The sequence below is a fragment of the Streptomyces sp. L2 genome (genome assembly GCF_004124325.1).
Classification (GTDB): domain Bacteria; phylum Actinomycetota; class Actinomycetes; order Streptomycetales; family Streptomycetaceae; genus Streptomyces.
In genome coordinates this window covers 3,514,272-3,535,387 of sequence record NZ_QBDT01000001.1, presented here as the reverse complement: position 1 = coordinate 3,535,387, position 21,116 = coordinate 3,514,272, and the positions used below count along the sequence as shown (strand labels likewise).

23 protein-coding genes and 1 tRNA gene are annotated in these 21,116 nt (G+C 70.9%); 10 read left to right on the top strand and 14 right to left on the bottom strand.

Features of this window, described 5'->3' with window-relative positions:
- Positions 1 to 2 precede the first annotated feature (2 nt).
- Positions 3 to 407, top strand: coding sequence for a tRNA (N6-threonylcarbamoyladenosine(37)-N6)-methyltransferase TrmO (tsaA, locus tag DBP14_RS15325; RefSeq protein WP_129307755.1), 405 nt, complete (start codon positions 3 to 5; stop codon positions 405 to 407).
- A gap of 43 nt (positions 408 to 450) precedes the next feature.
- Here tsaA and DBP14_RS15320 read toward each other — a convergent pair whose 3' ends face one another.
- From DBP14_RS15320 to DBP14_RS15310, 3 genes are all read right to left on the bottom strand, one after another.
- On the bottom strand, positions 451 to 1,317 hold the full coding sequence (locus DBP14_RS15320) for a hypothetical protein (protein WP_129307754.1): 867 nt from the start codon (positions 1,315 to 1,317) through the stop codon (positions 451 to 453).
- Between the two features lie 283 nt (positions 1,318 to 1,600).
- Positions 1,601 to 1,732: a DUF397 domain-containing protein gene (locus DBP14_RS36870; RefSeq protein ID WP_241740926.1), complete on the bottom strand. Its 132-nt coding sequence runs from the start codon at positions 1,730 to 1,732 to the stop codon at positions 1,601 to 1,603.
- Positions 1,695 to 2,609 carry a helix-turn-helix transcriptional regulator gene (locus DBP14_RS15310; RefSeq protein ID WP_129311884.1) on the bottom strand — a complete coding sequence of 305 codons (915 nt, stop codon included), beginning with the start codon at positions 2,607 to 2,609 and terminating at the stop codon, positions 1,695 to 1,697. The genes DBP14_RS36870 and DBP14_RS15310 overlap by 38 nt, the downstream gene beginning before the upstream one ends.
- Positions 2,610 to 2,819: 210 nt before the next feature.
- Between DBP14_RS15310 and DBP14_RS15305 the strand changes: the two genes are divergently transcribed.
- Positions 2,820 to 3,290 (top strand): ATP-binding protein, encoded by a 471-nt coding sequence (locus tag DBP14_RS15305; protein ID WP_241740925.1) that lies wholly within the window; start codon positions 2,820 to 2,822, stop codon positions 3,288 to 3,290.
- A gap of 32 nt (positions 3,291 to 3,322) precedes the next feature.
- Here the strand turns inward: DBP14_RS15305 and DBP14_RS15300 are convergent, their stop codons facing one another.
- The 6 genes from DBP14_RS15300 to DBP14_RS15275 form a co-directional block, all read right to left on the bottom strand.
- Positions 3,323 to 3,757, bottom strand: coding sequence for a VOC family protein (locus tag DBP14_RS15300; protein WP_129307752.1), 435 nt, complete (start codon positions 3,755 to 3,757; stop codon positions 3,323 to 3,325).
- Between the two features lie 299 nt (positions 3,758 to 4,056).
- Entirely contained in the window at positions 4,057 to 4,278 is a 222-nt protein-coding gene (locus tag DBP14_RS15295; RefSeq protein ID WP_129307751.1) for a hypothetical protein, read from the bottom strand.
- Positions 4,279 to 4,420: 142 nt separating this feature from the next.
- The gene (locus DBP14_RS15290) at positions 4,421 to 4,735 is read right to left on the bottom strand and encodes a hypothetical protein (RefSeq protein WP_129307750.1); all 315 of its coding nucleotides are present in this window, start codon (positions 4,733 to 4,735) and stop codon (positions 4,421 to 4,423) included.
- Between the two features lie 1,002 nt (positions 4,736 to 5,737).
- Positions 5,738 to 5,811 (bottom strand) — tRNA-Pro (locus tag DBP14_RS15285).
- Positions 5,812 to 5,843: 32 nt separating this feature from the next.
- Complete coding sequence (locus DBP14_RS15280) at positions 5,844 to 6,635, bottom strand: Pr6Pr family membrane protein (protein ID WP_129307749.1); 792 nt, start codon at positions 6,633 to 6,635, stop codon at positions 5,844 to 5,846.
- 72 nt (positions 6,636 to 6,707) lie between these two features.
- Positions 6,708 to 7,634: a metallophosphoesterase gene (locus tag DBP14_RS15275; protein WP_129307748.1), complete on the bottom strand. Its 927-nt coding sequence runs from the start codon at positions 7,632 to 7,634 to the stop codon at positions 6,708 to 6,710.
- A 116-nt stretch (positions 7,635 to 7,750) separates the two neighbouring features.
- On the opposite strand from DBP14_RS15275, the gene DBP14_RS15270 reads away from it, so the two are divergent.
- Positions 7,751 to 8,218, top strand: a complete 468-nt coding sequence (locus tag DBP14_RS15270) for a GatB/YqeY domain-containing protein (RefSeq protein WP_129307747.1) — start codon at positions 7,751 to 7,753, stop codon at positions 8,216 to 8,218.
- A 417-nt stretch (positions 8,219 to 8,635) separates the two neighbouring features.
- Here the strand turns inward: DBP14_RS15270 and DBP14_RS15265 are convergent, their stop codons facing one another.
- Complete coding sequence (locus tag DBP14_RS15265) at positions 8,636 to 10,966, bottom strand: transglycosylase domain-containing protein (RefSeq protein WP_129307746.1); 2,331 nt, start codon at positions 10,964 to 10,966, stop codon at positions 8,636 to 8,638.
- 550 nt (positions 10,967 to 11,516) lie between these two features.
- Between DBP14_RS15265 and wblA the strand changes: the two genes are divergently transcribed.
- Positions 11,517 to 11,855, top strand: coding sequence for a transcriptional regulator WblA (gene wblA / locus DBP14_RS15255; protein ID WP_206739447.1), 339 nt, complete (start codon positions 11,517 to 11,519; stop codon positions 11,853 to 11,855).
- Positions 11,856 to 11,934: 79 nt separating this feature from the next.
- On the opposite strand, the gene DBP14_RS15250 is transcribed toward wblA, so the two are convergent.
- The gene (locus DBP14_RS15250) at positions 11,935 to 13,380 is read right to left on the bottom strand and encodes an ArsA family ATPase (RefSeq protein ID WP_241740924.1); all 1,446 of its coding nucleotides are present in this window, start codon (positions 13,378 to 13,380) and stop codon (positions 11,935 to 11,937) included.
- On the bottom strand, positions 13,377 to 14,354 hold the full coding sequence (locus DBP14_RS15245) for an ArsA-related P-loop ATPase (protein ID WP_129307745.1): 978 nt from the start codon (positions 14,352 to 14,354) through the stop codon (positions 13,377 to 13,379). The genes DBP14_RS15250 and DBP14_RS15245 overlap by 4 nt, the downstream gene beginning before the upstream one ends.
- Positions 14,355 to 14,516: 162 nt before the next feature.
- Between DBP14_RS15245 and DBP14_RS15240 the strand changes: the two genes are divergently transcribed.
- The 4 genes from DBP14_RS15240 (at position 14,517) to DBP14_RS15225 (ending at position 17,400) form a co-directional block, all read left to right on the top strand.
- A complete protein-coding gene (locus DBP14_RS15240) occupies positions 14,517 to 14,678 on the top strand; it encodes a DUF4177 domain-containing protein (RefSeq protein ID WP_129307744.1) in 162 nt (53 codons plus the stop codon).
- A complete protein-coding gene (locus tag DBP14_RS15235; protein WP_129307743.1) occupies positions 14,675 to 15,139 on the top strand; it encodes a RidA family protein in 465 nt (154 codons plus the stop codon). The genes DBP14_RS15240 and DBP14_RS15235 overlap by 4 nt, the downstream gene beginning before the upstream one ends.
- A gap of 450 nt (positions 15,140 to 15,589) precedes the next feature.
- Positions 15,590 to 16,573 carry an NUDIX hydrolase gene (locus DBP14_RS15230; protein ID WP_129307742.1) on the top strand — a complete coding sequence of 328 codons (984 nt, stop codon included), beginning with the start codon at positions 15,590 to 15,592 and terminating at the stop codon, positions 16,571 to 16,573.
- Positions 16,570 to 17,400 carry an MBL fold metallo-hydrolase gene (locus DBP14_RS15225; protein ID WP_129311879.1) on the top strand — a complete coding sequence of 277 codons (831 nt, stop codon included), beginning with the start codon at positions 16,570 to 16,572 and terminating at the stop codon, positions 17,398 to 17,400. Before DBP14_RS15230 ends, DBP14_RS15225 begins: the two co-directional genes overlap by 4 nt.
- A gap of 75 nt (positions 17,401 to 17,475) precedes the next feature.
- Here DBP14_RS15225 and DBP14_RS15220 read toward each other — a convergent pair whose 3' ends face one another.
- Positions 17,476 to 18,225 (bottom strand): nucleotidyltransferase domain-containing protein, encoded by a 750-nt coding sequence (locus DBP14_RS15220; RefSeq protein ID WP_241740923.1) that lies wholly within the window; start codon positions 18,223 to 18,225, stop codon positions 17,476 to 17,478.
- Positions 18,226 to 18,395: 170 nt separating this feature from the next.
- A complete protein-coding gene (locus tag DBP14_RS15215; RefSeq protein ID WP_129307741.1) occupies positions 18,396 to 19,070 on the bottom strand; it encodes a Crp/Fnr family transcriptional regulator in 675 nt (224 codons plus the stop codon).
- A gap of 344 nt (positions 19,071 to 19,414) precedes the next feature.
- Here DBP14_RS15215 and nth point away from each other — a divergent pair, with 344 nt between their 5' ends.
- Positions 19,415 to 20,209, top strand: coding sequence for an endonuclease III (gene nth / locus DBP14_RS15210; protein WP_241741237.1), 795 nt, complete (start codon positions 19,415 to 19,417; stop codon positions 20,207 to 20,209).
- Between the two features lie 103 nt (positions 20,210 to 20,312).
- Positions 20,313 to 21,101: a CoA pyrophosphatase gene (locus DBP14_RS15205; RefSeq protein WP_129307740.1), complete on the top strand. Its 789-nt coding sequence runs from the start codon at positions 20,313 to 20,315 to the stop codon at positions 21,099 to 21,101.
- Positions 21,102 to 21,116 lie beyond the last annotated feature (15 nt).

The window sequence follows — 21,116 nt, the reverse complement described above, 5'->3', positions numbered from 1 at the left end:
CCGTGACCGCACACACCCTGCACCCGATCGGCCGCGTGGAATCGACGCTGACCGACCTGGCCGACGCACCCCGGCAGCCCGACGAGGGCGCCCCGGACGCCTGGCTGGTCCTCGACGAGCGGTACGCCCCCGCCCTGGACGGCCTCACCCCCGGAACGGACGTCCTGCTCCTCACCTGGCTGGACCGCGCCGACCGCGACACGCTCACCGTCCACCCGCGCGGCGACCTCACCCGCCCCCGCACCGGCGTCTTCGCCACCCGCTCCCCGGACCGCCCCAACCCGATCGGCCTGCACACCGTCCACATCACCGCCATCACCGGCACCCGAGTCCACGTCAACGGCCTGGAAACCCTCGACGGAACCCCGATCCTGGACATCAAACCCCTGCTGACACCGGAACGTTGAGGACGTAGAGCACGGGCCGACCCGAAGGCCACGGCCCCCTCAGTCAGGCAGCACGGGTCGCTGCGGCCGTCCGGCAGTCGCGGCAGCGGTCGGGGCCGCCCGCGCGGATGGCGCGTTCGCAGCCGCCCTCGCAGGTCTGCAGGGGACGTACCGGTGGCCGGGACGGGGCCGGGGGCAGCGGTGGGGGTGCGGGGAGCGGGGTCTCGCGGAGGCGGAAGGCGAGGATGCCGGCCGGGCGGACCAGCAGGTGGTCCGGGAGCCCGGCGGTCAGCAACGAAATGATCTGGGAACGCCCGACCCCGGCCGCCAGCCACGCGCCGACGGCCGGAGCCAGCCGTACGGCCTCCCGCTCCGACAGCACCAGACGCGGATCCACGCGGCGCAGCGAACGCAGCACGTCGACTGCCTCGGGATCGGCGTCGGAGAGCGAGGCGAGCGAGGGCCGTGCCTCCGGGGGCGCGGCCGCTTCCCGTACGACGACTTCGGGTACGGCCTTCTCCGTGCTCGGGGAGCTTCGGGGCCGGGGCGGCTTCGGTGGGGTACCGGGGTCGGGGGCGGCGCCGCCGGGTACGTCGTAGAAGAACGTCCGCGTCCGGATCTGCCCGCTCGCCAGTCGCTCGCGGCGGCGTTCCAGGTACCCGGCGCCCTCCAGCTCCCGCAGCGCCCGCGAGATCAGGATCTCGCCCTCGGCGAAGTGCGCGCACAGGGCGGAGACGGTCACGGGGGCGCCGTCGGGGAGCGAGGCGATGTACGCCGCGACGCCGATCGTGACCGCGCTGCCGCGCCGCTGGGCGAGGGCGTTGGAGATCACGGTGAAGTCGGCCGTCAGCCGGGTGCGTACGTGAATCACGCCGGAAGTGGGAGCTCCGGCGTCGGCGCGCAGGCGCGCGTTAAACTGCGAGTCAGCCATCGGGAAGAGGTTTGCTTCCTGATCGGTCAGGCCCTCGTTCGGGATGCCAGTCCCGGCGGGGGCCGTCGTCTGTGTGCGGTTGTCGCGGCGAACGTAGCCGTCCGTCTCCCGCCCCCGCAAGCTGGTCACTCGGACGGGTGACGTGGGCTTTTGGGCCGGGGAGGGTGGGTGGGCGGGTAGTTCTTTCTCCCGGTTCTTTGAGGAGGTCCGTGGCCCGCCGGACCCTCGCGGACAAGGGTCCGGTGAGCCCGGAAGGCGGACGGCGACCGGCGCCCGGCCCGCCTCAGTGACGGTGGCGTACGGCCTTCAACTCGCCTATGAACACGGCCCAGGAAGCGGCGTCGAAGCACAGCGCCGGACCGGCCGGGACCTTGCTGTCACGGACGGGGACGACGGCCGGGAACCCGTCGGCCACCTCCACGCAGTCGCCGCCCGCCTGATTGCTGTAGCTGCTCCTGCGCCAGACGGCGACGGTCAGATCGGGACGGGAGATTCGCGCCACGGTAGTTGCCCTCCATCGTGGACCGGATCACGTCGAGTGACATGAGCGGGGGCAGGGCTGCCGCCCGCAGCCGATCGTAAATCACCGTGTAGCGGCTGACATCGGCCGGTTCTTCGATGAGTTGGCCGTAGTCCGCGCCTTCCGTGTAGGCCACGTCCGTGCCGTCCGGCATGGTCAGGAGCGTCAGTGATCCGCCCATGGACTCGTGCCCGCCCTGGTCGAACGGCAGGACCTGCACCGTGATGTGGTGCTCCGTCGCCGCGTCGAGGAGCCGGACCAACTGCTTGCGCATCACGGCGCTGCCACCGATCGGGCGCCTGAGCACTGCTTCGTCCAGGATCACCCACAGCTCCGGCCGGTCCGGTGAACTGAGCCTTTCCTGACGGCCCATGCGGGCTGAGAGCCGCTCCTCCAACTGCTCCTCACCATCCAGCAGCGCGTCCAGACTGAGTACAGCCCTGGCATAGTCCTCGGTCTGCAAAAGACCGGGCACCACGTGGGCGGCGTACTGCCGAATGATGACGGCTCGCTCGGCGTACTCCATGAACCGGCGGGACCAATCGGGGAAGGCCTCTCGGTAGACGTAGGGCCAGAGCTCGATGAGCAACTCGTCCGCCCCGAGGGCCACATCCAGGGAACGGGTCAACTCCAGGGTCGGTTTGGCCCCGGAAGCACGCTCGATCTGGGTGATGCGGCTGCTCACCACGTGGGCCAGGGCGCCGAGTTCGGACTGGGTCAGTCCGGCGGCGATACGGAGTCTGCGGACACGCGCTCCGAAGAGGACGGCCATGGACGCGCTGGGGTCGATTGCGTTGGCCAAAGCGTCACTTCCGTTCCTTACGGGGTGAAAAGTAAGGCTGCGTCACCTGTCGAGCGTAGGGCGAGCGGACGAGTCTTGAGTACGGAACGTGACGACTCGTACACGACGGACGACGGACGTATGACGGAAGTACGACGGACGTACGGCCGCTCGGGCTCGACAGACAAGGACGGAAGCGCAGTGCTGACAGGAACGACGACTTCGGCATCCGGGGCACCCGAGGCCTCCGAACCCCGCGCTTTCACGGGGCAGTTCGCGTCGACGCCGAAGGGCGCGCGGCTGGCTCGGTGGACGGCCGTACGGCGCATGGAGGAGTGGGGTTGGCCGCCGGAGTCGGACGAGTCGGGCGCGGTGGCCCTGGTCGTAGGGGAACTCGCGGCGAACGCCGTACAGCACGGGCGGTTGCCAGGGCACGAGTTCGGGCTGCGGCTGTCACTGGACGCCGACGAGGGGGTGGTCCGTATCGAGGTCGCGGACGCGGCGTCGGGGAAGCGCCCGCCGCTGACGCCGCCGGTGTCGTGTCCCGAGGGGGAGTCCGGGAGGGGACTGCTGCTCGTGGATTTTCTGGCGGTGCGGTGGGGTTCGGCGCCCCGGCGTCCGATGGGCAAGACGGTCTGGGCGGAGGTGGCGCTGGGGGAGCCGGCCCGCTGACGGCGCGGGCGGGAAGGCCGGCCCCCGGTCACTCAGTCGAGGCAGAACTCGTTGCCCTCGACGTCCTGCATCCCGAGGCACGACTCGTTGTATTCGTCGGCGAGCAGCAGCTTCCCGCGTACGGCGCCGAGTGCGACCAGCCGGGCGCATTCGGCCTCCAGCGCGGCCACGCGCTCCTCGCCCCGGAGCCCGGGGCCGACCCGTACGTCGAGGTGCACCCGGTTCTTGACGACCTTGCCCTCGGGAACCCGCTGGAAGTACAGCCGCGGGCCCACGCCGGACGGATCGGCGCAGACGAACCCGGCGCCCTGACGCTCCGGCGGGAGCGACTGGTCGTACTCGCTCCAGCTGGCGAACCCCTTAGGGGGCGGGGGCACGACGTACCCCAGGACCTCGCACCAGAAACGAGCGACGCGCTCGGGTTCCGCGCAGTCGAAGGTGACCTGGACCTGCTTGATCGACGTCATCGCGCCATCGTAGGGCGGGACCCCGAGGCAGGAGCAACCAATAAAAATGGGCCACGGCGACGGCTAGGCCGCCTCGACCCCCGCGGATCCGGCGTCCGAGCCGGCGGGCTCCCTCTCATGGTCGTCTTCCCGGATGTCGGGGGCCTGGAAGGGATTGGTCGCCGGGGGCGGCGACGCGGCGGCGGAGCAGCGGGGCTGCTCCTCCAGGGCGGAGAACAGCGATGTCGGTTCGATGAGGGGACTCTCTTTCGCTTCAGCCCCCGGAAGGGACTGGTGTGCCGTAACCGGGCACGGCGGTTCTACAGTTTGGCCATCTTGGCGTACGGACTCAAGATCCGCATCTGCGCCGACCCGAAGTCCACGAGCGCGGCGACTCCGTCCTCGACACCGATGACCCGGCCGAGGCCGTACATGTCGTGCGAGACCTGGTCCCCCACAGCGAAGTGCTTGGGCGCCGGCGGAACCGGCGCACGGAAGGGGCTGGTAGGCAGATGGCGCTTCGGCGCGGCAGGCTTTGTCATGGCTCAGTATGCGCCTCCAAACATCCGCCCCGCTGTGGCCATCAGCACAGATCCACCCGCCCCCACCCCCTTGACCCGCCTCTGACCTGCCCTTTTAAGAACCCATAAAACCGGAATCCCCCCGTCAACAAACGCGGGACGATCAGCCGAACCAGACGACGAGCCGCACGTTCTCGGGGCCGTGCAGCCCGCCCAGGGTTCGCATCACCTGCCACACGGGCCCCCAGTGCGTCGTGTCACCGGCGACCGCGCGACGGCTCTGCCGGCCAGAACCGTCGGTCTCGTCCCAGTCGGTGTCGATCAGTTCGGCCCAGGTGATCCAGGTGGTCCCATGGGCGTCCTCGGGCCCGCCATACGCGGTGAAGGCGGCGCGCACCTCGTCCGACACGTCCTCCGGCAGACCACGATGGTCGGCCAACGGCCGGGCACCCGGCCTGCACTCGATCATTCCGTTCATGTCGGGGACATGCTCGGATTCTGACGGCAGGGGCGGAACCTGTCCTCCGCGTTTCACAACGGCCCACTGGCACCTATTGCTTGGGAGGCTGTGCGACGACGATCCGCCAGACCACCGAACCGGCTGCCGAGAACTTCCAAGCCAGGTCGTGCAAGTGGGAGTGCGGTATCTCGGCGGTGAACACGCCGGTCCCATCACCGCACTGGGACCCGGCGAGGAGCCTTCCGGCGGCGATGATGTCGAACTTCGAGGGGCCGGCGCATGTCCATATCACCGTGATGGACGAGGCCTTCCCAGCTGACGAAGGGAGCGTGACACCGCCCTCACCACGACCCGGCCCCGCGTACAGCGTCTTCGAGCCGACGGGGAGCGGAGATTGGAGCGGATCGGGAAGCCGCCCCGGGCTCGTCGGCGTCCGCACCGGGGCGGGGGCCGCGCCGGCCCCCGCCTTCGTCCCGTGAGTGGCGGTTGCCTGGTGGTCGGTACCGCCGGAACGGCCCGACACAAACACCAGGGCCGCCAGACCAACGGCCGGCAGAGAAGGTTTCACCGGATTGTCCTCAACTCACGAGTGGCCCATACAGGGCGAGAGCGCCGGAACCTTGGCGGCCCCGTGATTCGAGACGATCCACTTGCAGCGGCCGTTGCGGGAACCTCGCTCCGGGTAGAAGGAACTTCCGGTCGAACCAGGGCAGAGCCATCGGCCCCGCAGACTCCCCGGCCAGTGCCACGCCCCCGAGGGCTACGGGGGTGGTCCTCGCGTAGGAGATCGAGCCGCTGATGGTGCCGGTCCAGGTGTGGCACTTGCTCTTGACCTTGATCACGGCATCCCACGGGAGATCGTCGCGCTGCTGGTCGGTAGCAGCACCAGACGACGACCGAGGCCGTCTACCAGAAGCGGGGCGGCGCGGTGGCCTGATCAACTTCGGTTGGCTCCCTGTTTCGGCCCCCGGGCACGACAGAGGCCACATACCGAATGCGGTATGTGGCCTCTGACCAGCGTCGGGGTGGCGGGATTTGAACCCACGACCTCTTCGTCCCGAACGAAGCGCGCTGCCAAGCTGCGCTACACCCCGATGTCGCTGCTGTCGCGGCGACGTCGTTTACTTTAGCCCACCGGTGGCTGGAGACGAAATCCGGTTTTGGTGCGGCGGCGGGTCGGGTTCGGGCGGGCGTGGTCCAGGGCGATCAGGAGGATGGCCAGGGCGTAGCAGGCGAGGCCCAGGAGGAGGGCGTTCGCGAGGGTGTGGCGGTAGCCGTGGGCCTGGACGTCGAGGAAGGGGTAGAGGTAGCGCGCCGGGTTGGTCTCGTTGAGGAACTCGGCGCGGGCGAGGGTGAAGGCCAGGTAGGCCAAGGGGTACAGGAGCCAGCTCGCTGCCTGGCGGGCGTGCAGGCGGGCCGCCGGGGTGAGGAACAGCCAGTCGACGAGGACCGCCGCCGGGACCGCCGTATGGAGGACCTGGAGAACCGCCCACTGGGCGTGCCAGCGTTCCGGCGGCGTCGTCGCGGCCGTCATGGAGAACGGGGGCGTCGTCTGCGCCAGCAGCAGGTGGTAGGTGAGGGCCGTGATGAGGGCGTAGAGCAGTGTGGCTCCTGTGAGGGACGCCGACAGGGGGCGGCGCGCCCGCCACGCCCTCGTCGCTGACAGGAGCATCGTCACCGCGATCAGGATGTTCGTCTGGACACTGAAGTAGCTCAGCGTGCGCGCCGGCGAGCCCAGGAGCAGTTCCAGGGCTACGGCGGTTGCCGCCAGCGCGGCGGTCAGGAGACGGAACATCCCCGCCAAGGGGCGGCGGACCGGGGCCACCACGGCCGTGGCGGGGACGTACGAGGGCAGCAGCACGGGCGAGCCCGGGACCGCGGGCAGGTCCGGGATGTCCCTGGGTATCGGGGCGGTCATGCCCCTCACGCTAGGCAGGGGGGAGGGATCGGGCCATTTGGGGTAAGCCGGGTGGGTGGGGTGTGCCTGCCTCTACTCGCGCCCCACCAGCGTCAGCAGCGTCGCCTCCGGCGGGCACGCGAACCGTACCGGTGTGTAGCGGTTCGTGCCGCAGCCCGCCGAGACGTGCAGGTAGGACGTGTGGTCCGCCGCCGTGTGCGTGGAGAGGCCCTTCACCCGGTCCGTGTCCAGGTCGCAGTTGGTGACCAGGGCGCCGTAGAAGGGGATGCAGAGCTGGCCGCCGTGGGTGTGGCCGGCCAGGACCAGGGGGTAGCCGTCCGCCGTGAAGGAGTCCAGGACGCGCAGGTAGGGCGCGTGGACGACGGCCATCGAGAAGTCGTACGTGCCGGACGGGCCGCCCGCGACCCGCTCGTAGCGGTCCCGCTTGATGTGGGGGTCGTCCAGGCCCGTCAGCTCGATCGACACGCCCTCGATCTTCAGCACGCCCCTCGTGTTCGTCAGGTTCTGCCAGCCGGCCGCGTCGAAGCCGTCCCGCAGGTCCTCCCAGGGGTTGTGGATCGCGCCGACCGCCGGGGCGTTGCCGTTCAGGCCGTGCTTTCCGCTCGTCTTCTCCAGCAGGTAGCGGGCGGGGTTGCGGAGCTTCGGGCCGTAGTAGTCGTTGGAGCCGAAGACGTACGCCCCCGGGAACTCCATCAGCGGGCCCAGGGCGTCGAGCACCTCCGGTACGCCCTCGGGGTCCGACAGGTTGTCGCCCGTGTTGATCACGAAGTCGGGGCGCAGCCCGGCCAGCGAGCGCAGCCAGCGCTGCTTCTTGCGCTGGCCGCCGACCATGTGGATGTCGGAGACCTGCAGCACGCGCAGCGGGCCCATACCGGGGGGCAGCACCGGGACCGTCACCCGTCGCAGACGGAAGGAGCGGACCTCGAACGCCGCCGAGTAGACGAGGCCGGCGGCGCCGGCCGCCACGATTCCCAGGGGTACTCCGTATCGCGCGCGCATATGTCCATCGTGTCAGACCCGGCAGGCGTTCCCGGACGGGTGTCCGACGGCCCGGGTGCGGCACCGGGCCGTAAATCAGCGGGCGTTCGGGCCGGCACACCTGCGACAATCGAGCCATGACCACCACGCTCAAGTCGAAGCTGCAGGCCGACCTCAACGCCGCGATCAAGGAGCGCGACGAGCTGCGCTCCTCGACGCTGCGGCTGACGCTCGCCGCGATCACCAAGGAGGAGGTCGCGGGCAAGGAGAAGCGCGAGCTCTCCGACGACGAGGTCCTCAAGGTGATCACCAAGGAGGCCAAGAAGCGTCGGGAGGCGGCGGACGCCTTCGCGCAGGGTGGTCGTGCGGAGTCGGCCGAGCGGGAGAAGGCGGAGGGCGAGGTCCTCGCCGCGTACCTGCCCAAGCAGCTGTCCGACGACGAGCTGAACGCGATCGTCGCCCAGGCCGTCGAGGAGGCGAAGGCGGCCGGGGCCGAGGGGCCGCGGGCGATGGGCGCCGTGATGAAGATCGTGAACCCGAAGGTGGCCGGCCAGGCGGAGGGCGGCCGCGTCGCCGCCGCGGTGAAGAAGCTGATCCAGGGCTGACCGCTCCGACAGGGCTGACGGGTTCGGCAGGGCTGACGGGTTCGACCAGGCTGACTGCTCCGGCAGGGCTGACAGGTTCGACCAGGCTGACTGCTCCGGCAGCGGTGACAGGTTCGACCGGGCTGACTGCTTCGGCAGGGCTGACCGGTCCGGCAGGGCTGACAGGTTCGACCAGGCTGACTGCTCCGGCAGCGGTGACAGGTTCGACCGGGCTGACTGCTTCGGCAGGGCTGACCGGTCCGGCAGGGCTGACCGGTCCGGCAGGGCTGACAGGTTCGACCGGGCTGACTGCTTCGGCAGGGCTGACCGCTCTGAAAAACAAGGTCTGACGGTTCGACCGCGCTGATACGGCGGCGGGGCCGCACCCTTCTCCCGGGTGCGGCCCCGCCGCCGTATGCGTACGGAACGGTCAGTGCCTCAGCGCCGGCCCCCGTTGCCGTTCCCCTTGGTCCCGCCGTCCCCCTGGCCCTGGATGAAGTTGCCCGGGAGGGTGAACGTCGGGTCGGGGACGGGGCCACCCGTCGTGCCGCCGGTGGTGCCGCCCAGCGTGCCGCCGTTCGCACCACCGTTCGCGCCGCCCATCAGCCCGCCGATGAGGCCGCCGATGGTGTCGCCGTTGTTCCCGTCGTCGTGGCCGCGGTGCCGGCCCTTGCCCTTGTCGCCGCCCTTGTCACCCTTGTCGTCCGGGATGTTCACCAGGTTGAAGTCCGGCGCGTCCTTGCCCTGCAGCGCGCCGTTCATCGCATCCCGCCAGATCGGGCCGGGGACATCCGCGCCGAAGACGACGTCGTGGTAGACCCCGCCGATGGTGATGTTGGTCATGCTGACCTTCTGCGTGGCGCTGCCCACCCAGACCGCGCCCGCCAGATTGGGCGTGTAGCCGACGAACCAGGCGTTCCGGCGGCCGTCCGTCGTACCCGTCTTGCCCGCGCTCTCACGGTCGCTCAGGCCCGCCTTCTGGCCGGTACCGGAGTCGATCACGCCGCGCAGCAGGGTGTTGACGGTGTCGGCGGTCTTCTCGCTCATCGCGCGCGAGCAGGTCGACTTCGGCACCGGGATCGACTTCTGCTCGTCGCCCTCCTTCCGGGTGATCGACTCGATCGCGACCGGCGTGCAGTACATGCCGCGGGAGGCGAACGCGGCGTAGGCGCTGGCCATGGTCAGCGGGGTGAGGCCCTTCGAGCCCAGCGCGATGGAGGGCACCTCGGGCAGCTTGGCGCCGCTGCCCTGGACCACGTGCAGGTTGTCGGTCATCTTCACGACCGGGCAGAGCCCTATGTCGGAGATCAGCTGCACGAAGTAGGTGTTGACCGACTTGGCCATCGCCTCGTTCATGCCGTACGGGCCCTTTTCCGAGGCGCTCTCGTTCTCCACGGACTCGTTGTTCTGGTTGACCCACGGCTTGCCGGAGCAGGTCTGGACCGGGCTCGGGTACGTCATCTTGTTCGGCGACGAGTACTTCTGGGTCGCCGGCTTGCCGCCCTCGATCGCGGCGGCGGCCACGAACGGCTTGAACGTCGAACCGGTCGGGAAGCCGTAGTTCGACCCGCCCATGGAGTGGTTGACCGAGTAGTTGTACTCGGTCTCGTTCTTGCTGTAACCGAGCGGCTTCGACTGGCCCATCGCCAGGATCTTGCCGGTGCCCGGCTCGACCAGCGTGGACGCGGCGGCGACCTTGTCCGACTTGTTGACGTGGTCCTTCAGGGACTGCTCCACCGACTCCTGGGACTGCGGGTCGAGAGTCGTACGGATCGTCAGGCCGCCGCGGTTCCAGAGCTTGGCGCGCTCCTCGCGGGTCTTGCCGAAGACCGGGTCGGTGAGGAAGACGTGCTCGACGTACTGGCAGAAGAACGCGGAGCCCTTGGTGGCGGTGATGCAGCCGTTCTTCGGCTGGCTGACGTGCAGCCCGAGCGGCGCCTTCTTCGCCTGGTCGGCCTCCTGCTGCGAGATGTCGCCGACCTCGGCCATCCGCTCCAGGACGATGTTGCGCCGCTTGGTGGCCTCGGCCTCGTCGTTGACCGGGTCGTAGCGGCTCGGGGACTGCACGATGCCGGCCAGCAGCGCCGACTCCTGCAGGTTCAGGTCCTTGGCCGGCTTGGAGAAGTAGCGCTCGGAGGCCGCCTCGATGCCGTAGGCCTGCTCGCCGAAGAAGGTGATGTTGAGGTAGTTCTCCAGGATCTTCTTCTTGCCGAGCTTCTCTTCGATCTGGATCGCGTACTTCAGTTCGCGGATCTTGCGGCCGAGGGTCTGCTGGGTGGCCTGGGCGACCTTCGTCGGGTCGTCGCCCGCCTCCTCGACGAAGTAGTTCTTCACCAGCTGCTGGGTGAGCGTGGAGGCGCCCTGGGCGACCCCGCCGCTCTGCGCGTTCTTGTTCAGGGCGCGCAGGACGCCCTTGAGGTCGATCGCGCCGTGCTGGTAGAAGCGCGAGTCCTCGATCGCGACGATCGCCTTCTGCATGTACGGCGAGATGTTCTTGAGGTCCACCACCGTGCGGTCACGGGAGTAGACGGTCGCGAGCTGGTTGCCCTTGCTGTCCAGGATCGTCGTGCGCTGGCTGAGCTGCGGGCTCTTGAGGTTGGCCGGGATCTCGTCGAAGCCCTTGACCGAGCCCTTGGCCGCGAGGCCCAGCGCGCCGGCCGCGGGCAGCGCGATGCCCGCCATCACGGCTCCCGCGAGCACACTGACACCGAGGAACTTCGCGGCCTGCTGCGTTGGCGACAGACCACCGCCCGAGCGCTTCTTTGCCATGGGGGCAGCCTAATCCGTCCCTGTCGGGGTTCCGATGGAGCCGCCGTACGGCGCGGCACGCACGGCATGTCACGGCCGGCGCCGCTCGTACGGCTGCCAGGCACTGCGGAGTGCCGCTCGTACGGCATGTCACGGCACGGCAAAGGAGACGCCTACGTTCTCATTCGCCGGACACGCGCGCAGGCCTTGGCCTAAGCTGCTCTCAACTGTCACAGCACTGCGGCCACGTATCAATACGTCCGGCGACCCCGAATCGTTCCGGAAGTACCCCGACTTTCACACAGGCGAGTGCCCGAATCCGCCTTGTGTGTCACCTGGCGTCCGGTGTGACGCAGCACAGCTGTCCCGGTTTGCCGGGATGATCGCGTATGTCGCCAGCTCACTCCCGCGGGTGATCTGCCGCTAACCCATAGTCCGTTCGGGCCATTCAAGATTGGGCCCGAAGGGGGTGTTGCGCTGCCCCCACCTTCCGTAACGTCCTCAACTGGCGGCGGTGAATATGCCGCTGCCGCCGTGGGGGAGCCTCGATTCGGGAGAGGACGGCGCCGGTATGGGCTGGGTAACCGACTGGAGTGCGCAGGCCGCCTGCCGCACTACTGATCCGGATGAACTGTTCGTTCAAGGAGCAGCGCAGAACAGGGCCAAGGCGGTGTGCACCGGATGCCCGGTACGTACCGAATGCCTGGCCGATGCGCTGGACAACCGCGTTGAGTTCGGCGTGTGGGGAGGCATGACGGAGCGGGAGCGCCGCGCACTGCTGCGCAGGCGGCCCACCGTGACCTCGTGGCGCAGACTGCTGGAAACCGCCCGCTCCGAGTACGAGCGCGGCATGGGCATCGTCCCCCTCGACAACGACGAGGTGTACGAGAACTACGCGGCGGTCGGCTGAGGGGTGAGGGGCTGAGGGTCGAGGGCTGAGGAGAGGACTCCTTCCGAGGACTCCTTCCGGCTACGACCCCTGCTTGCGGCTACGACCCCTGCGCGCCCCCGGTCGCCAGGCGTGCCCCGATGTCCCGCAGGCCGGCCAGGTCGTGGACGTCGCCGGGCAGCGCGGGGACTTCGACCACCGCCACCTCGGGGTGGCGGGCGGTGAAGCGGTCCCGCGTGCGCTGCTCGCGGGCGAGCAGGTGCATGCGCTCGGCGTGCAGCCTCAGCAGGCCCGCGGTGAGCTGTTCCACGGAGCGCTCCGTGGTGTCGGGTTCGGGTGAAGTGCCGGACGGGTCAGGGGAGTTACGAAGTCCAGCTTTCCCGTCCCCCTGATCCACAATGCGGGGGTCCTCAAGATTTTCCGCGTCTTCCGCGTCTTCCGTGTCGAGGGTTTCCGCGGCGGCCAGTGCCCGCTCGGCCGACAGTCGCTCGGCGCCGCTGCCGTGGACGCGGTTGAGCACCAGCCCCACGAGGGGCATGTTCTCCGCGGCCAGCCGCTCCACGAAGTACGCGGCCTCGCGCAGCGCGTCCCGCTCCGGGGCCGCCACCACCAGGAACGCCGTGCCGGGCGCCTGAAGCAGCTTGTACGTGGCGTCCGCGCGCGTACGGAACCCACCGAACGTGGTGTCCATCGCCGCCACGAACGTCTGGACGTCCTTCAGCAGCTGACCGCCGAGCAGCTTGCCCAGCGTGCCGGTCATCATCGACATGCCGACGTTGAGGAAGGCCATGCCCGCGCGGCCGCCGAGCTTCGCCGGAGCGGTCAGCAGGCGGATCAGCCGGCCGTCCAGGAACGAGCCGAGCCGCTTGGGCGCGTCCAGGAAGTCCAGCGCCGAGCGGGACGGCGGGGTGTCCACCACGATCAGGTCCCACTCGTCCCGGGCCCGCAGCTGACCCAGCTTCTCCATCGCCATGTACTCCTGCGTGCCGGCGAAGCCCGCGGAGAGCGACTGGTAGAAGGGGTTGGCCAGGATCGCGGCCGCCCGCTCGGGGTCCGCGTGCGCCTCGACGACCTCGTCGAACGTGCGCTTCATGTCGAGCATCATGGCGTGCAGTTCGCCGTCGCTCTCGGTGCCCTTCACCCGGCGCGGCACGTTGTCGAGCGAGTCGATGCCCATCGACTGGGCGAGCCTGCGGGCCGGATCGATGGTGAGGACGACCACCTTCCGGCCGCGCTCGGCCGCGCGCAGGCCCAGCGCCGCCGCCGTCGTCGTCTTGCCGACGCCACCCGAGCCGCAGCACACGACGATCCGGGTATTCAGGTCGTCCAGCAGCGGATCGACGTCGAGCACGCGCGCGGGTGAGAGGGAGTGCCGCGTCTGCTCCTGGCCGTCGGCCGGCTCTTGCCCGTCGGCCTGCTCCCGGCCGACCGTCGGCGCCCCGCCGTCGGCCCGGTTCTGGCCATCGGGTTGCCCCTGTGCCGGCTGTCCCTGTGCCGGCTGCCCCTGTGCCGGCTGTCCCTGTGCCTCGGCCGGGTCCGGACTCATGACAACCCCTGCTTCCGCAACTCGGTGGCGAGTTCGAACAGGCCCGCCAGGTCGATGCCCTCGGCGAGCAACGGCAGTTCGTGCAGCGGCAGGTCCAGCTCGCCGAGGACCGCGCGCTGCTCCTGCTCCAGCGCGAACCGCGCGCCGTACTCCGCGGCCTGCTCCAGCAGCGGGTCCACCAGCCGCTCGGCGTTCCCGCCCCGCCGCGCCCCGCCCAGGCCGGCGGCGGACAGTGCCTGTGCCACCGAAGAACGAGTCGCGGTCCGTACGAGTTCCAGATCGGCCGCGTCCAACACCTCCGGCCGGACCATGTTGACCACGACACGGCCCACCGGAAGCCGCGCCGCGCGGAGCTCCGCGATGCCGTCGGCGGTCTCCTGGACGGGCATCTCCTCCAGCAGCGTCACCAGGTGGACCGCCGTCTCCTCGGACTTCAGCACCCGCATCACGGCCTGCGCCTGATTGTGTATCGGGCCGATCTTCGCGAGGCCCGCCACCTCGTCGTTGACGTTCAGAAAGCGGGTGATGCGGCCGGTCGGCGGGGCGTCCATCACCACGTAGTCGTACGCGAACCGGCCCGCGCGGTCCTTGCGGCGCACCGCCTCGCACGCCTTGCCGGTCAGCAGGACGTCCCGCAGGCCCGGCGCGACCGTGGTGGCGAAGTCGATCGCGCCGAGCTTCTTCAGGGCTCTGCCCGCGCCGCCGAGCTTGTAGAACATCTGGAGGTAGTCCAGAAGGGCCAGTTCGGGATCGATGGCGAGGGCGTACACCTCGCCGCCCCCGGGAGCGACCGCGATCTTCCGCTCCTCGTAGGGCAGCGCCTCGGTCTCGAATAGCTGTGCGATGCCCTGCCGGCCCTCCACCTCGACGAGAAGCGTCCGCTTCCCCTCGGTCGCGAGGGCCAGCGCGAGGGCGGCGGCGACCGTCGTCTTTCCGGTCCCGCCCTTGCCGCTGACGACCTGGAGCCTGCTCACGTCATCGAGCCTAACCAGTCCGGCCGACAGTCACGTGGCAGGCTGTGGACAAACAGGGGGCGGGGTCGGTCACATGCCCGGCCGACAGGGGTTCCGTCGCGTGGGCGGGGGCGGCGGAAGTCGGCCACGGGACGGCCACCGACAGCGGATACAGTCGGCCACATGAGCAAATGGGAATACGCGACGGTGCCGCTGCTCGTCCACGCCACGAAGCAGATTCTGGACACCTGGGGCGAGGACGGCTGGGAGCTCGTCCAGGTCGTGCCCGGGCCCAACAACCCCGAGCAGCTGGTCGCCTACCTGAAGCGGGAGAAGCAGGCATGAGCGCGGTCGAGGCCAAGCTGGCCGAACTGGGTCTGACCCTGCCCGAGGTCGTACCGCCGCTGGCCGCGTACCAGCCCGCCGTGCGCTCCGGGGTGTACGTCTACACCTCCGGGCAGCTGCCGATGGTCGAGGGCAAGCTGCCGGTGACCGGCAAGGTGGGCGCCGAGGTCACGCCGGAAGAGGCCAAGGACCTGGCCCGCACCTGCGCGCTGAACGCACTGGCCGCCGTCAAGTCCGTCGCCGGTGACCTGGACCGCGTCGCGCGCGTGGTGAAGGTCGTCGGCTTCGTCGCCTCGGCGACCGACTTCAGCGGACAGTCCGGCGTCATCAACGGCGCCAGCGAACTCCTCGGCGAGGTCCTCGGCGACAAGGGCGTCCACGCGCGCAGCGCGGTCGGCGTGGCGGTGCTGCCGCTGGACTCCCCGGTGGAGGTCGAGATCCAGGTGGAACTGGCGCAGTAGCCGGCGGACGGGGCGCCGCCGGGGGACGGCCGCCGACGAGCGGACCCGTCGCTGGTGCTGGTGCTGGATCCCGCAGGCGGTTCGGCGGGGTGGGCCTGTCGGCGCGCCCTGCGCCCGCGAGGGTCGCGTTTTCTGTCGTATGGCCGAGGCTCGGCGACCCGGTGCCGTACGACATGGCCGGGACCACAGGGCTCACCGGGACCACAGGGCTCACCGGGACCACCGGGACCACCGGGACCACCGGGACCACCGGGACCACCGGGACCACCGGGACCACCGGGACCACCGGGACCACCGGGACCACCGGGACCACCGGGACCACCGGGACCACCGGGACCACCCTGGGGCGGTGCGGTCGAGGCGGCCTGGCGAGGCGCCACAGGGCCGCCCTCGTCCCGCTGACCTCGGGCACCTCTCGAACATTCGCCCTACTCGGGATAGCCTCCGGCCATGGCGAATGGGCAGTGGTATCCACCGGAGTGGCCGGACCGCATTCGCGCGCTCGCGGACGGCACCCTCACTCCGGTGTCCCCGAGGCGCGCGGCCACCGTGCTGCTCCTGAAGGACACCGACGCCGGCCCGGTCGTCCACATGCTGCGCAGACGCGCCTCCATGGCCTTCGCGGGGGGCGCGTACGCGTACCCCGGCGGCGGGGTCGACTCGCGCGACGACGACCACACCGTTCGCTGGGCGGGCCCCACGCGCGCGTGGTGGGCCGAGCGGCTCGGTGTCGACGAGGCCGGCGCCCAGGCGATCGTCTGCGCGGCCGTCCGGGAGACGTACGAGGAGGCGGGCGTCCTGCTCGCCGGGCCCGACGCGGCCTCGGTCGTCGGCGACACCACCGGCGACGACTGGGAGGCCGACCGCGCCGCCCTGGTCGCGCGCGAGCTGTCCTTCGCGGAGTTCCTGGACCGCCGCGGGCTGGTGCTCCGCTCCGACCTGCTGGGTGCCTGGACCCGCTGGATCACCCCGGAGTTCGAGGCCCGCCGCTACGACACCTGGTTCTTCGTGGCCGCCCTCCCCGAGGGGCAGCGCACCCGCAACGCCTCCACGGAGGCCGACCGCACGGTGTGGATCCGGCCCGAGGAGGCCGCCGCCGGGTACGACAAGGGCGAGCTGCTGATGATGCCGCCCACCATCGCCACCCTGCGCCAGCTCCTGCCGTACGCCACCGGCGCCGAGGCGCTGGCCGCCGCCCTCGCGCGCGACATGACCCCGGTGATCGCCGGCGCCCGCCTGGTGGACGGCGAGATCGTGCTGTCCTGGCCGGGCCACGACGAGTTCACCAAGCACATCCCGACCACGCTGGGCACCGCATCGCCCGCCGCGCCCCCGACCACGCCGGGCACCGCGTCACCCACCGCATCGCCCGCCGCGTCCCCGGCCGCTCCGGGCACCCCGCGCACCCCAAGCACCGGTGGAGGCCCCGCATGACCGCCGCCGCCGATCTGCCCGGGCAGCCGCGGGGCGGGGTCCTCTCCGGCCCCGCCACCGAACGCGCCGTCAACGTCCTCGCGCCCAACGCCTCCGCCATGACCCTGGACGGCACCAACACCTGGATCGTCTCCGAACCCGGCTCCGACCTGGCCGTGGTCATCGATCCCGGCCCGCTGGACGAGGGACACCTGAAGAACGTCGTCGACTCGGCCGAGCGCTCCGGCAAGCGGGTCGCCCTCACCCTGCTCACCCACGGTCACCCAGACCACGCCGAGGGTGCCGCCCGCTTCGCCGAACTGACCGGTACACGCGTGCGTGCCCTCGACCCGGCGCTGCGCCTCGGAGACGAGGGCCTGGCCGCGGGGGACGTGATCCGGGTCGGCGGCCTGGAGCTGAGGGTCGTACCGACCCCCGGGCACACGGCGGATTCCCTGAGCTTCCACCTCCCGGCCGACCGCGCGGTGCTGACCGGCGACACCGTCCTCGGCCGCGGTACGACGCTCGTGGCGCACCCCGACGGCCGTCTGGGCGACTACCTGGACTCCCTGCGGCGGCTGCGCTCCCTGACCGTCGACGACGGCGTGCACACGGTGCTGCCGGGCCACGGGCCGGTGCTGGAGGACGCCCAGGGCGCCATCGAGTTCTACCTCGCCCACCGCGCCCACCGCCTCGCCCAGGTGGAGACGGCCGTGGAGGACGGCCACCGCAGCCCTCAGGACGTCGTCGCCCACGTGTACGCCGACGTCGACCGCTCCCTGTGGCCGGCCGCGGAACTCTCGGTACGCGCACAACTGGACTACCTGAGCGAGCACGGCCTGATCTAGTCCGCGCTCCGGTCCGCGCCGGAAGGCCTGTGCAGGCGTGTGCAGGCCTTATGCGCGCACGCCTATGCGCGCCGCCTATGCGGGCCTCGCTGCCTTCACGCCGTGCACGCGCGCGTACTCCCGCGCCAGCCACGGCCCGAGGTCGTCGACGTAGCACCGCAGGACGTCCGGGTCGCCGACCGGCTCGCAGCCGTACTCGGCGGCCGCGCGCATCCGGTCCGCCCGCTCCGGGTAGTACGCGCCGAACACCTCCGCCATCTCCCGCAGATCACTGGTCCAGCCCCGCCAGCGGGGCATGACGAGCGTGAAGCCGGTGCGGACCAGGTGCCGGGACATGAAGCGGACCAGGGGCCTGCGGGCCTCCTCGGTGCCGGCCGCACACGCGACACGGTCGCGCCAGCGGGGGAGCACGAGGGCGAGGTCGCCGTTGGTCTCGCGGGCCAGCAGGGAGTCGGGCCGGTAGCGGGGCAGGCACTCGGCGAGGTCCTCCCCGAGGAGGGGCGTGCACAGGCAGGCCACGAACCATCCGAGGTCGTACGTCTCCCGCTCGCTCAGCAGCCGGTCGCGGCTCTCCAGCAGTACGCCGACCCCGTCGATCTGCGGGAACTCCGCGTCGAGGGCGGTACCGAGATCCCGTACGGCCTTACGGTCGCCGTCGCCGGGCTCCTCCCGGAGTGCGATCAGCAGGTCCAGATCGCTGCGCCCCACGCGCGCGGTGCCGCGCGGGATCGAGCCGTAGAGGTACGCACTGTGCATCCGCGCCCCGAAGGCGCTCAGCAGGCGGCCGCGCGCGGCGCCGACGACCGGCCGGAAAACGTCCTGCACGCGCGCGAGGGAGCCCTCCCGCAGGAACCACCCGCCGGCGTCGAGCCCGTGCGGAACGGGAAGCCCTGAACCGGGCGTCCCTGAGCCGCGAAGCGCTGATCCGGGCGTCCCTGAGCCGGGCGTCCCGAGGGACCGGCCGGCCGGATCCGGGGCCGGGTCCAAACCCGGAATCAGCGGGACCGCTTGGCCAGTCGCTCCACGTCCAGCAGGATGACCGCCCGCGCCTCCAGGCGCAGCCACCCCCGCTGGGCGAAGTCCGCCAGCGCCTTGTTGACCGTCTCGCGCGAGGCGCCGACCAGCTGGGCCAGCTCCTCCTGCGTGAGGTCGTGGACGACGTGGATGCCCTCCTCGGACTGCACGCCGAAGCGGCGGGACAGGTCCAGCAGGGCGCGGGCGACACGGCCCGGGACGTCGGAGAAGACCAGGTCGGACATGGCGTCGTTGGTCTTGCGCAGCCGGCGTGCGACGGCGCGCAGCAGGGCGCCGGCCACCTCGGGCCGCACGTTCAGCCAGGGCTGGAGGTCGCCGTGGCCGAGGGCGAGCAGCTTGACCTCGGTCAGCGCGGTCGCGGTCGCCGTACGCGGGCCCGGGTCGAACAGGGAGAGCTCGCCGATCAGCTCGCTGGGGCCGACCACGGCGAGCATGTTCTCGCGGCCGTCGGGCGAGGTGCGGTGCAGCTTGACCTTGCCTTCGGTGACGACGTACAGCCGGTCACCGGGGTCGCCCTCGTGGAACAGCGAGTCGCCGCGCGCGAGGGTCACCTCGTTCATCGAGGCGCGAAGGTCCGCGGCCTGCTCGTCGTCAAGAGCCGCGAAGAGCGGGTTGCGCCGCAGAACGTCGTCCACGAGTTCTCTCCTTGTCGACCTGCTCAGGGGATCTTGCTCCCCCACGTGCCAGGGGACCGTGTTCCCCATTTTGCCGGACGGTCCAAACAGTGTGATCTGTCACAAGGATGCCGCACAGGTGTCCCAAGGTAAGCGGCAGGGGTCCAATCGGGGGCTGATCTTCCGGGTCCGGGGCGGATGTCGGTGCCGGGCTTTAGGCTGGCCGGGTGTCCAAATCGCCGGTGAGAGCACAGGCCAAGGGGGCTGGGCGGGTGGTTGTACGTCGTGATTCCGCTGTGGGCGAACAGGGCCCGGGCGGAAGTAGGAAAACCGTCAAAACGGATAAGAAGGCGCCCGTCAAGAAGATCGCCGTGAAGTCCCCGGCAGGCGAGTCCCGTACCGCCCTGGTCCGCCGGGCCCGCCGGGTCAACCGCGAGCTCGCCGAGGTGTATCCGTACGCCCACCCGGAGCTGGACTTCGACAACCCCTTCCAGCTCCTCGTCGCCACGGTGCTGTCCGCCCAGACGACCGACCTGCGGGTCAACCAGACCACCCCGGCGCTGTTCGCCAAGTACCCCACCCCCGAGGAGCTGGCCGCGGCCAACCCCGAGGAGGTCGAGGAGATCCTGCGGCCCTGCGGTTTCTTCCGGGCCAAGACGAGGTCGGTCATAGGGCTGTCCAAGGCGCTCACCGAGGACTTCGGCGGCGAGGTGCCGGGCCGTCTTGAGGACCTGGTCAAGCTGCCCGGCGTCGGCCGCAAGACGGCCTTCGTCGTCCTCGGCAACGCGTTCGGGCGGCCCGGGATCACCGTGGACACGCACTTCCAGCGGCTGGTGCGGCGCTGGCAGTGGACCGGGGAGACCGACCCCGACAAGATCGAGGCGGCCGTCGGGGCGCTGTTCCCCAAGAGCGACTGGACGGACCTGTCCCACCACGTGATCTGGCACGGCCGCCGGATCTGCCACGCCCGCAAACCCGCCTGCGGCGCCTGCCCCATCGCCCCGCTGTGCCCGGCGTACGGCGAGGGCGAGACCGATCCGGACAAGGCGGCGAAGCTCCTGAAGTACGAGAAGGGCGGCTTCCCGGGACAGCGGCTGAAGCCCCCGCAGGCCTACCTGGACGCGGGCGGCAAGCCGGCGCCGCCGCTGGGGTCCGCATGACGGGTGGAGCGGGGCCCGGTCCCGCTCTGCCGGGTGAATCCGGCCCGGACGCGGAACGATCTCGGCACCCCCGGGCGTTGGACACGGCAGGACGGGGGTGGGCATGAGGCACACGAGCAAGACCCAGGACGGTCCCGTGACGCTGAGCAAGGAGGGCCTGCCGGGCTGGCTGGACCCGGTGGTGCACGCCGCGGAGACGGTCGAGCCGCTCCAGCTCAGCAGCTTCCTCCCCCCGGCCAACGGCTCGGGCCGGCAGTCGGCCGTCCTGGTGCTGTTCGGCGAGGGCGGCGCGGGCCCGGCCGGAGGCGCCCCCGCGGACGGCGGTGGTCGTGCGGACGACGGCACACCCCCGAGCGGCGGCCGACGCCCGAGAGAGCGCAGCCGCGGGCCCGAGCTGCTGCTCATGGAGCGGGCCGGGTCGCTGCGCTCCCATGCCGGGCAGCCCTCCTTCCCCGGTGGTGCTCTCGATCCCGAGGACGGTGACCCGCAGGCCGACGGCCCGCTGCGGGCCGCGCTGCGCGAGGCCGAGGAGGAGACCGGGCTCGACCCCGCCGGCGTACAGCTGTTCGGTGTGCTGCCCCGGCTGTACATCCCGGTCAGCGGATTCGTCGTCACACCCGTGCTCGGCTGGTGGCGCGAGCCCAGCCCGGTCGGCGTCGTCGATCCGAACGAGACGGCGCGGGTCTTCACCGTCCCCGTGGCGGATCTCACGGACCCCGCCAACCGCGCCACGGCCGTCCACCCCCGCGGCTACCGAGGTCCGGCATTCCTGGTCGAATCGGCCCTCGTCTGGGGCTTCACCGCCGGCGTCATCGACCGTCTGCTGCACTTCGCGGGCTGGGAGCGGCCCTGGGACAGGGAGAAGCTGGTCCCGCTCGACCGGCGGTCATGACAGGGTGTCTGCCGT

Excerpts from the sequence above, each read along its gene's own strand:
- DBP14_RS15290 (WP_129307750.1), bottom strand. The coding sequence starts at position 4,735 with ATGAACGGAATGATCGAGTGCAGGCCGGGTGCCCGGCCGTTGGCCGAC.
- DBP14_RS15270 (WP_129307747.1), top strand. The coding sequence starts at position 7,751 with ATGACCACCACGCTCAAGTCGAAGCTGCAGGCCGACCTCAACGCCGCG.
- DBP14_RS15240 (WP_129307744.1), top strand. The coding sequence starts at position 14,517 with ATGAGCAAATGGGAATACGCGACGGTGCCGCTGCTCGTCCACGCCACG.
- DBP14_RS15225 (WP_129311879.1), top strand. The coding sequence starts at position 16,570 with ATGACCGCCGCCGCCGATCTGCCCGGGCAGCCGCGGGGCGGGGTCCTC.
- DBP14_RS15320 (WP_129307754.1), bottom strand. The coding sequence starts at position 1,317 with ATGGCTGACTCGCAGTTTAACGCGCGCCTGCGCGCCGACGCCGGAGCT.
- DBP14_RS15295 (WP_129307751.1), bottom strand. The coding sequence starts at position 4,278 with ATGACAAAGCCTGCCGCGCCGAAGCGCCATCTGCCTACCAGCCCCTTC.
- DBP14_RS15230 (WP_129307742.1), top strand. The coding sequence starts at position 15,590 with ATGGCGAATGGGCAGTGGTATCCACCGGAGTGGCCGGACCGCATTCGC.
- DBP14_RS15265 (WP_129307746.1), bottom strand. The coding sequence starts at position 10,966 with ATGGCAAAGAAGCGCTCGGGCGGTGGTCTGTCGCCAACGCAGCAGGCC.
- DBP14_RS15280 (WP_129307749.1), bottom strand. The coding sequence starts at position 6,635 with ATGACCGCCCCGATACCCAGGGACATCCCGGACCTGCCCGCGGTCCCG.
- DBP14_RS15250 (WP_241740924.1), bottom strand. The coding sequence starts at position 13,380 with ATGAGTCCGGACCCGGCCGAGGCACAGGGACAGCCGGCACAGGGGCAG.
- DBP14_RS15205 (WP_129307740.1), top strand. The coding sequence starts at position 20,313 with ATGAGGCACACGAGCAAGACCCAGGACGGTCCCGTGACGCTGAGCAAG.
- DBP14_RS15300 (WP_129307752.1), bottom strand. The coding sequence starts at position 3,757 with ATGACGTCGATCAAGCAGGTCCAGGTCACCTTCGACTGCGCGGAACCC.
- DBP14_RS15235 (WP_129307743.1), top strand. The coding sequence starts at position 14,675 with ATGAGCGCGGTCGAGGCCAAGCTGGCCGAACTGGGTCTGACCCTGCCC.
- DBP14_RS15275 (WP_129307748.1), bottom strand. The coding sequence starts at position 7,634 with ATGCGCGCGCGATACGGAGTACCCCTGGGAATCGTGGCGGCCGGCGCC.
- wblA (WP_206739447.1), top strand. The coding sequence starts at position 11,517 with ATGGGCTGGGTAACCGACTGGAGTGCGCAGGCCGCCTGCCGCACTACT.
- DBP14_RS15310 (WP_129311884.1), bottom strand. The coding sequence starts at position 2,609 with ATGGCCGTCCTCTTCGGAGCGCGTGTCCGCAGACTCCGTATCGCCGCC.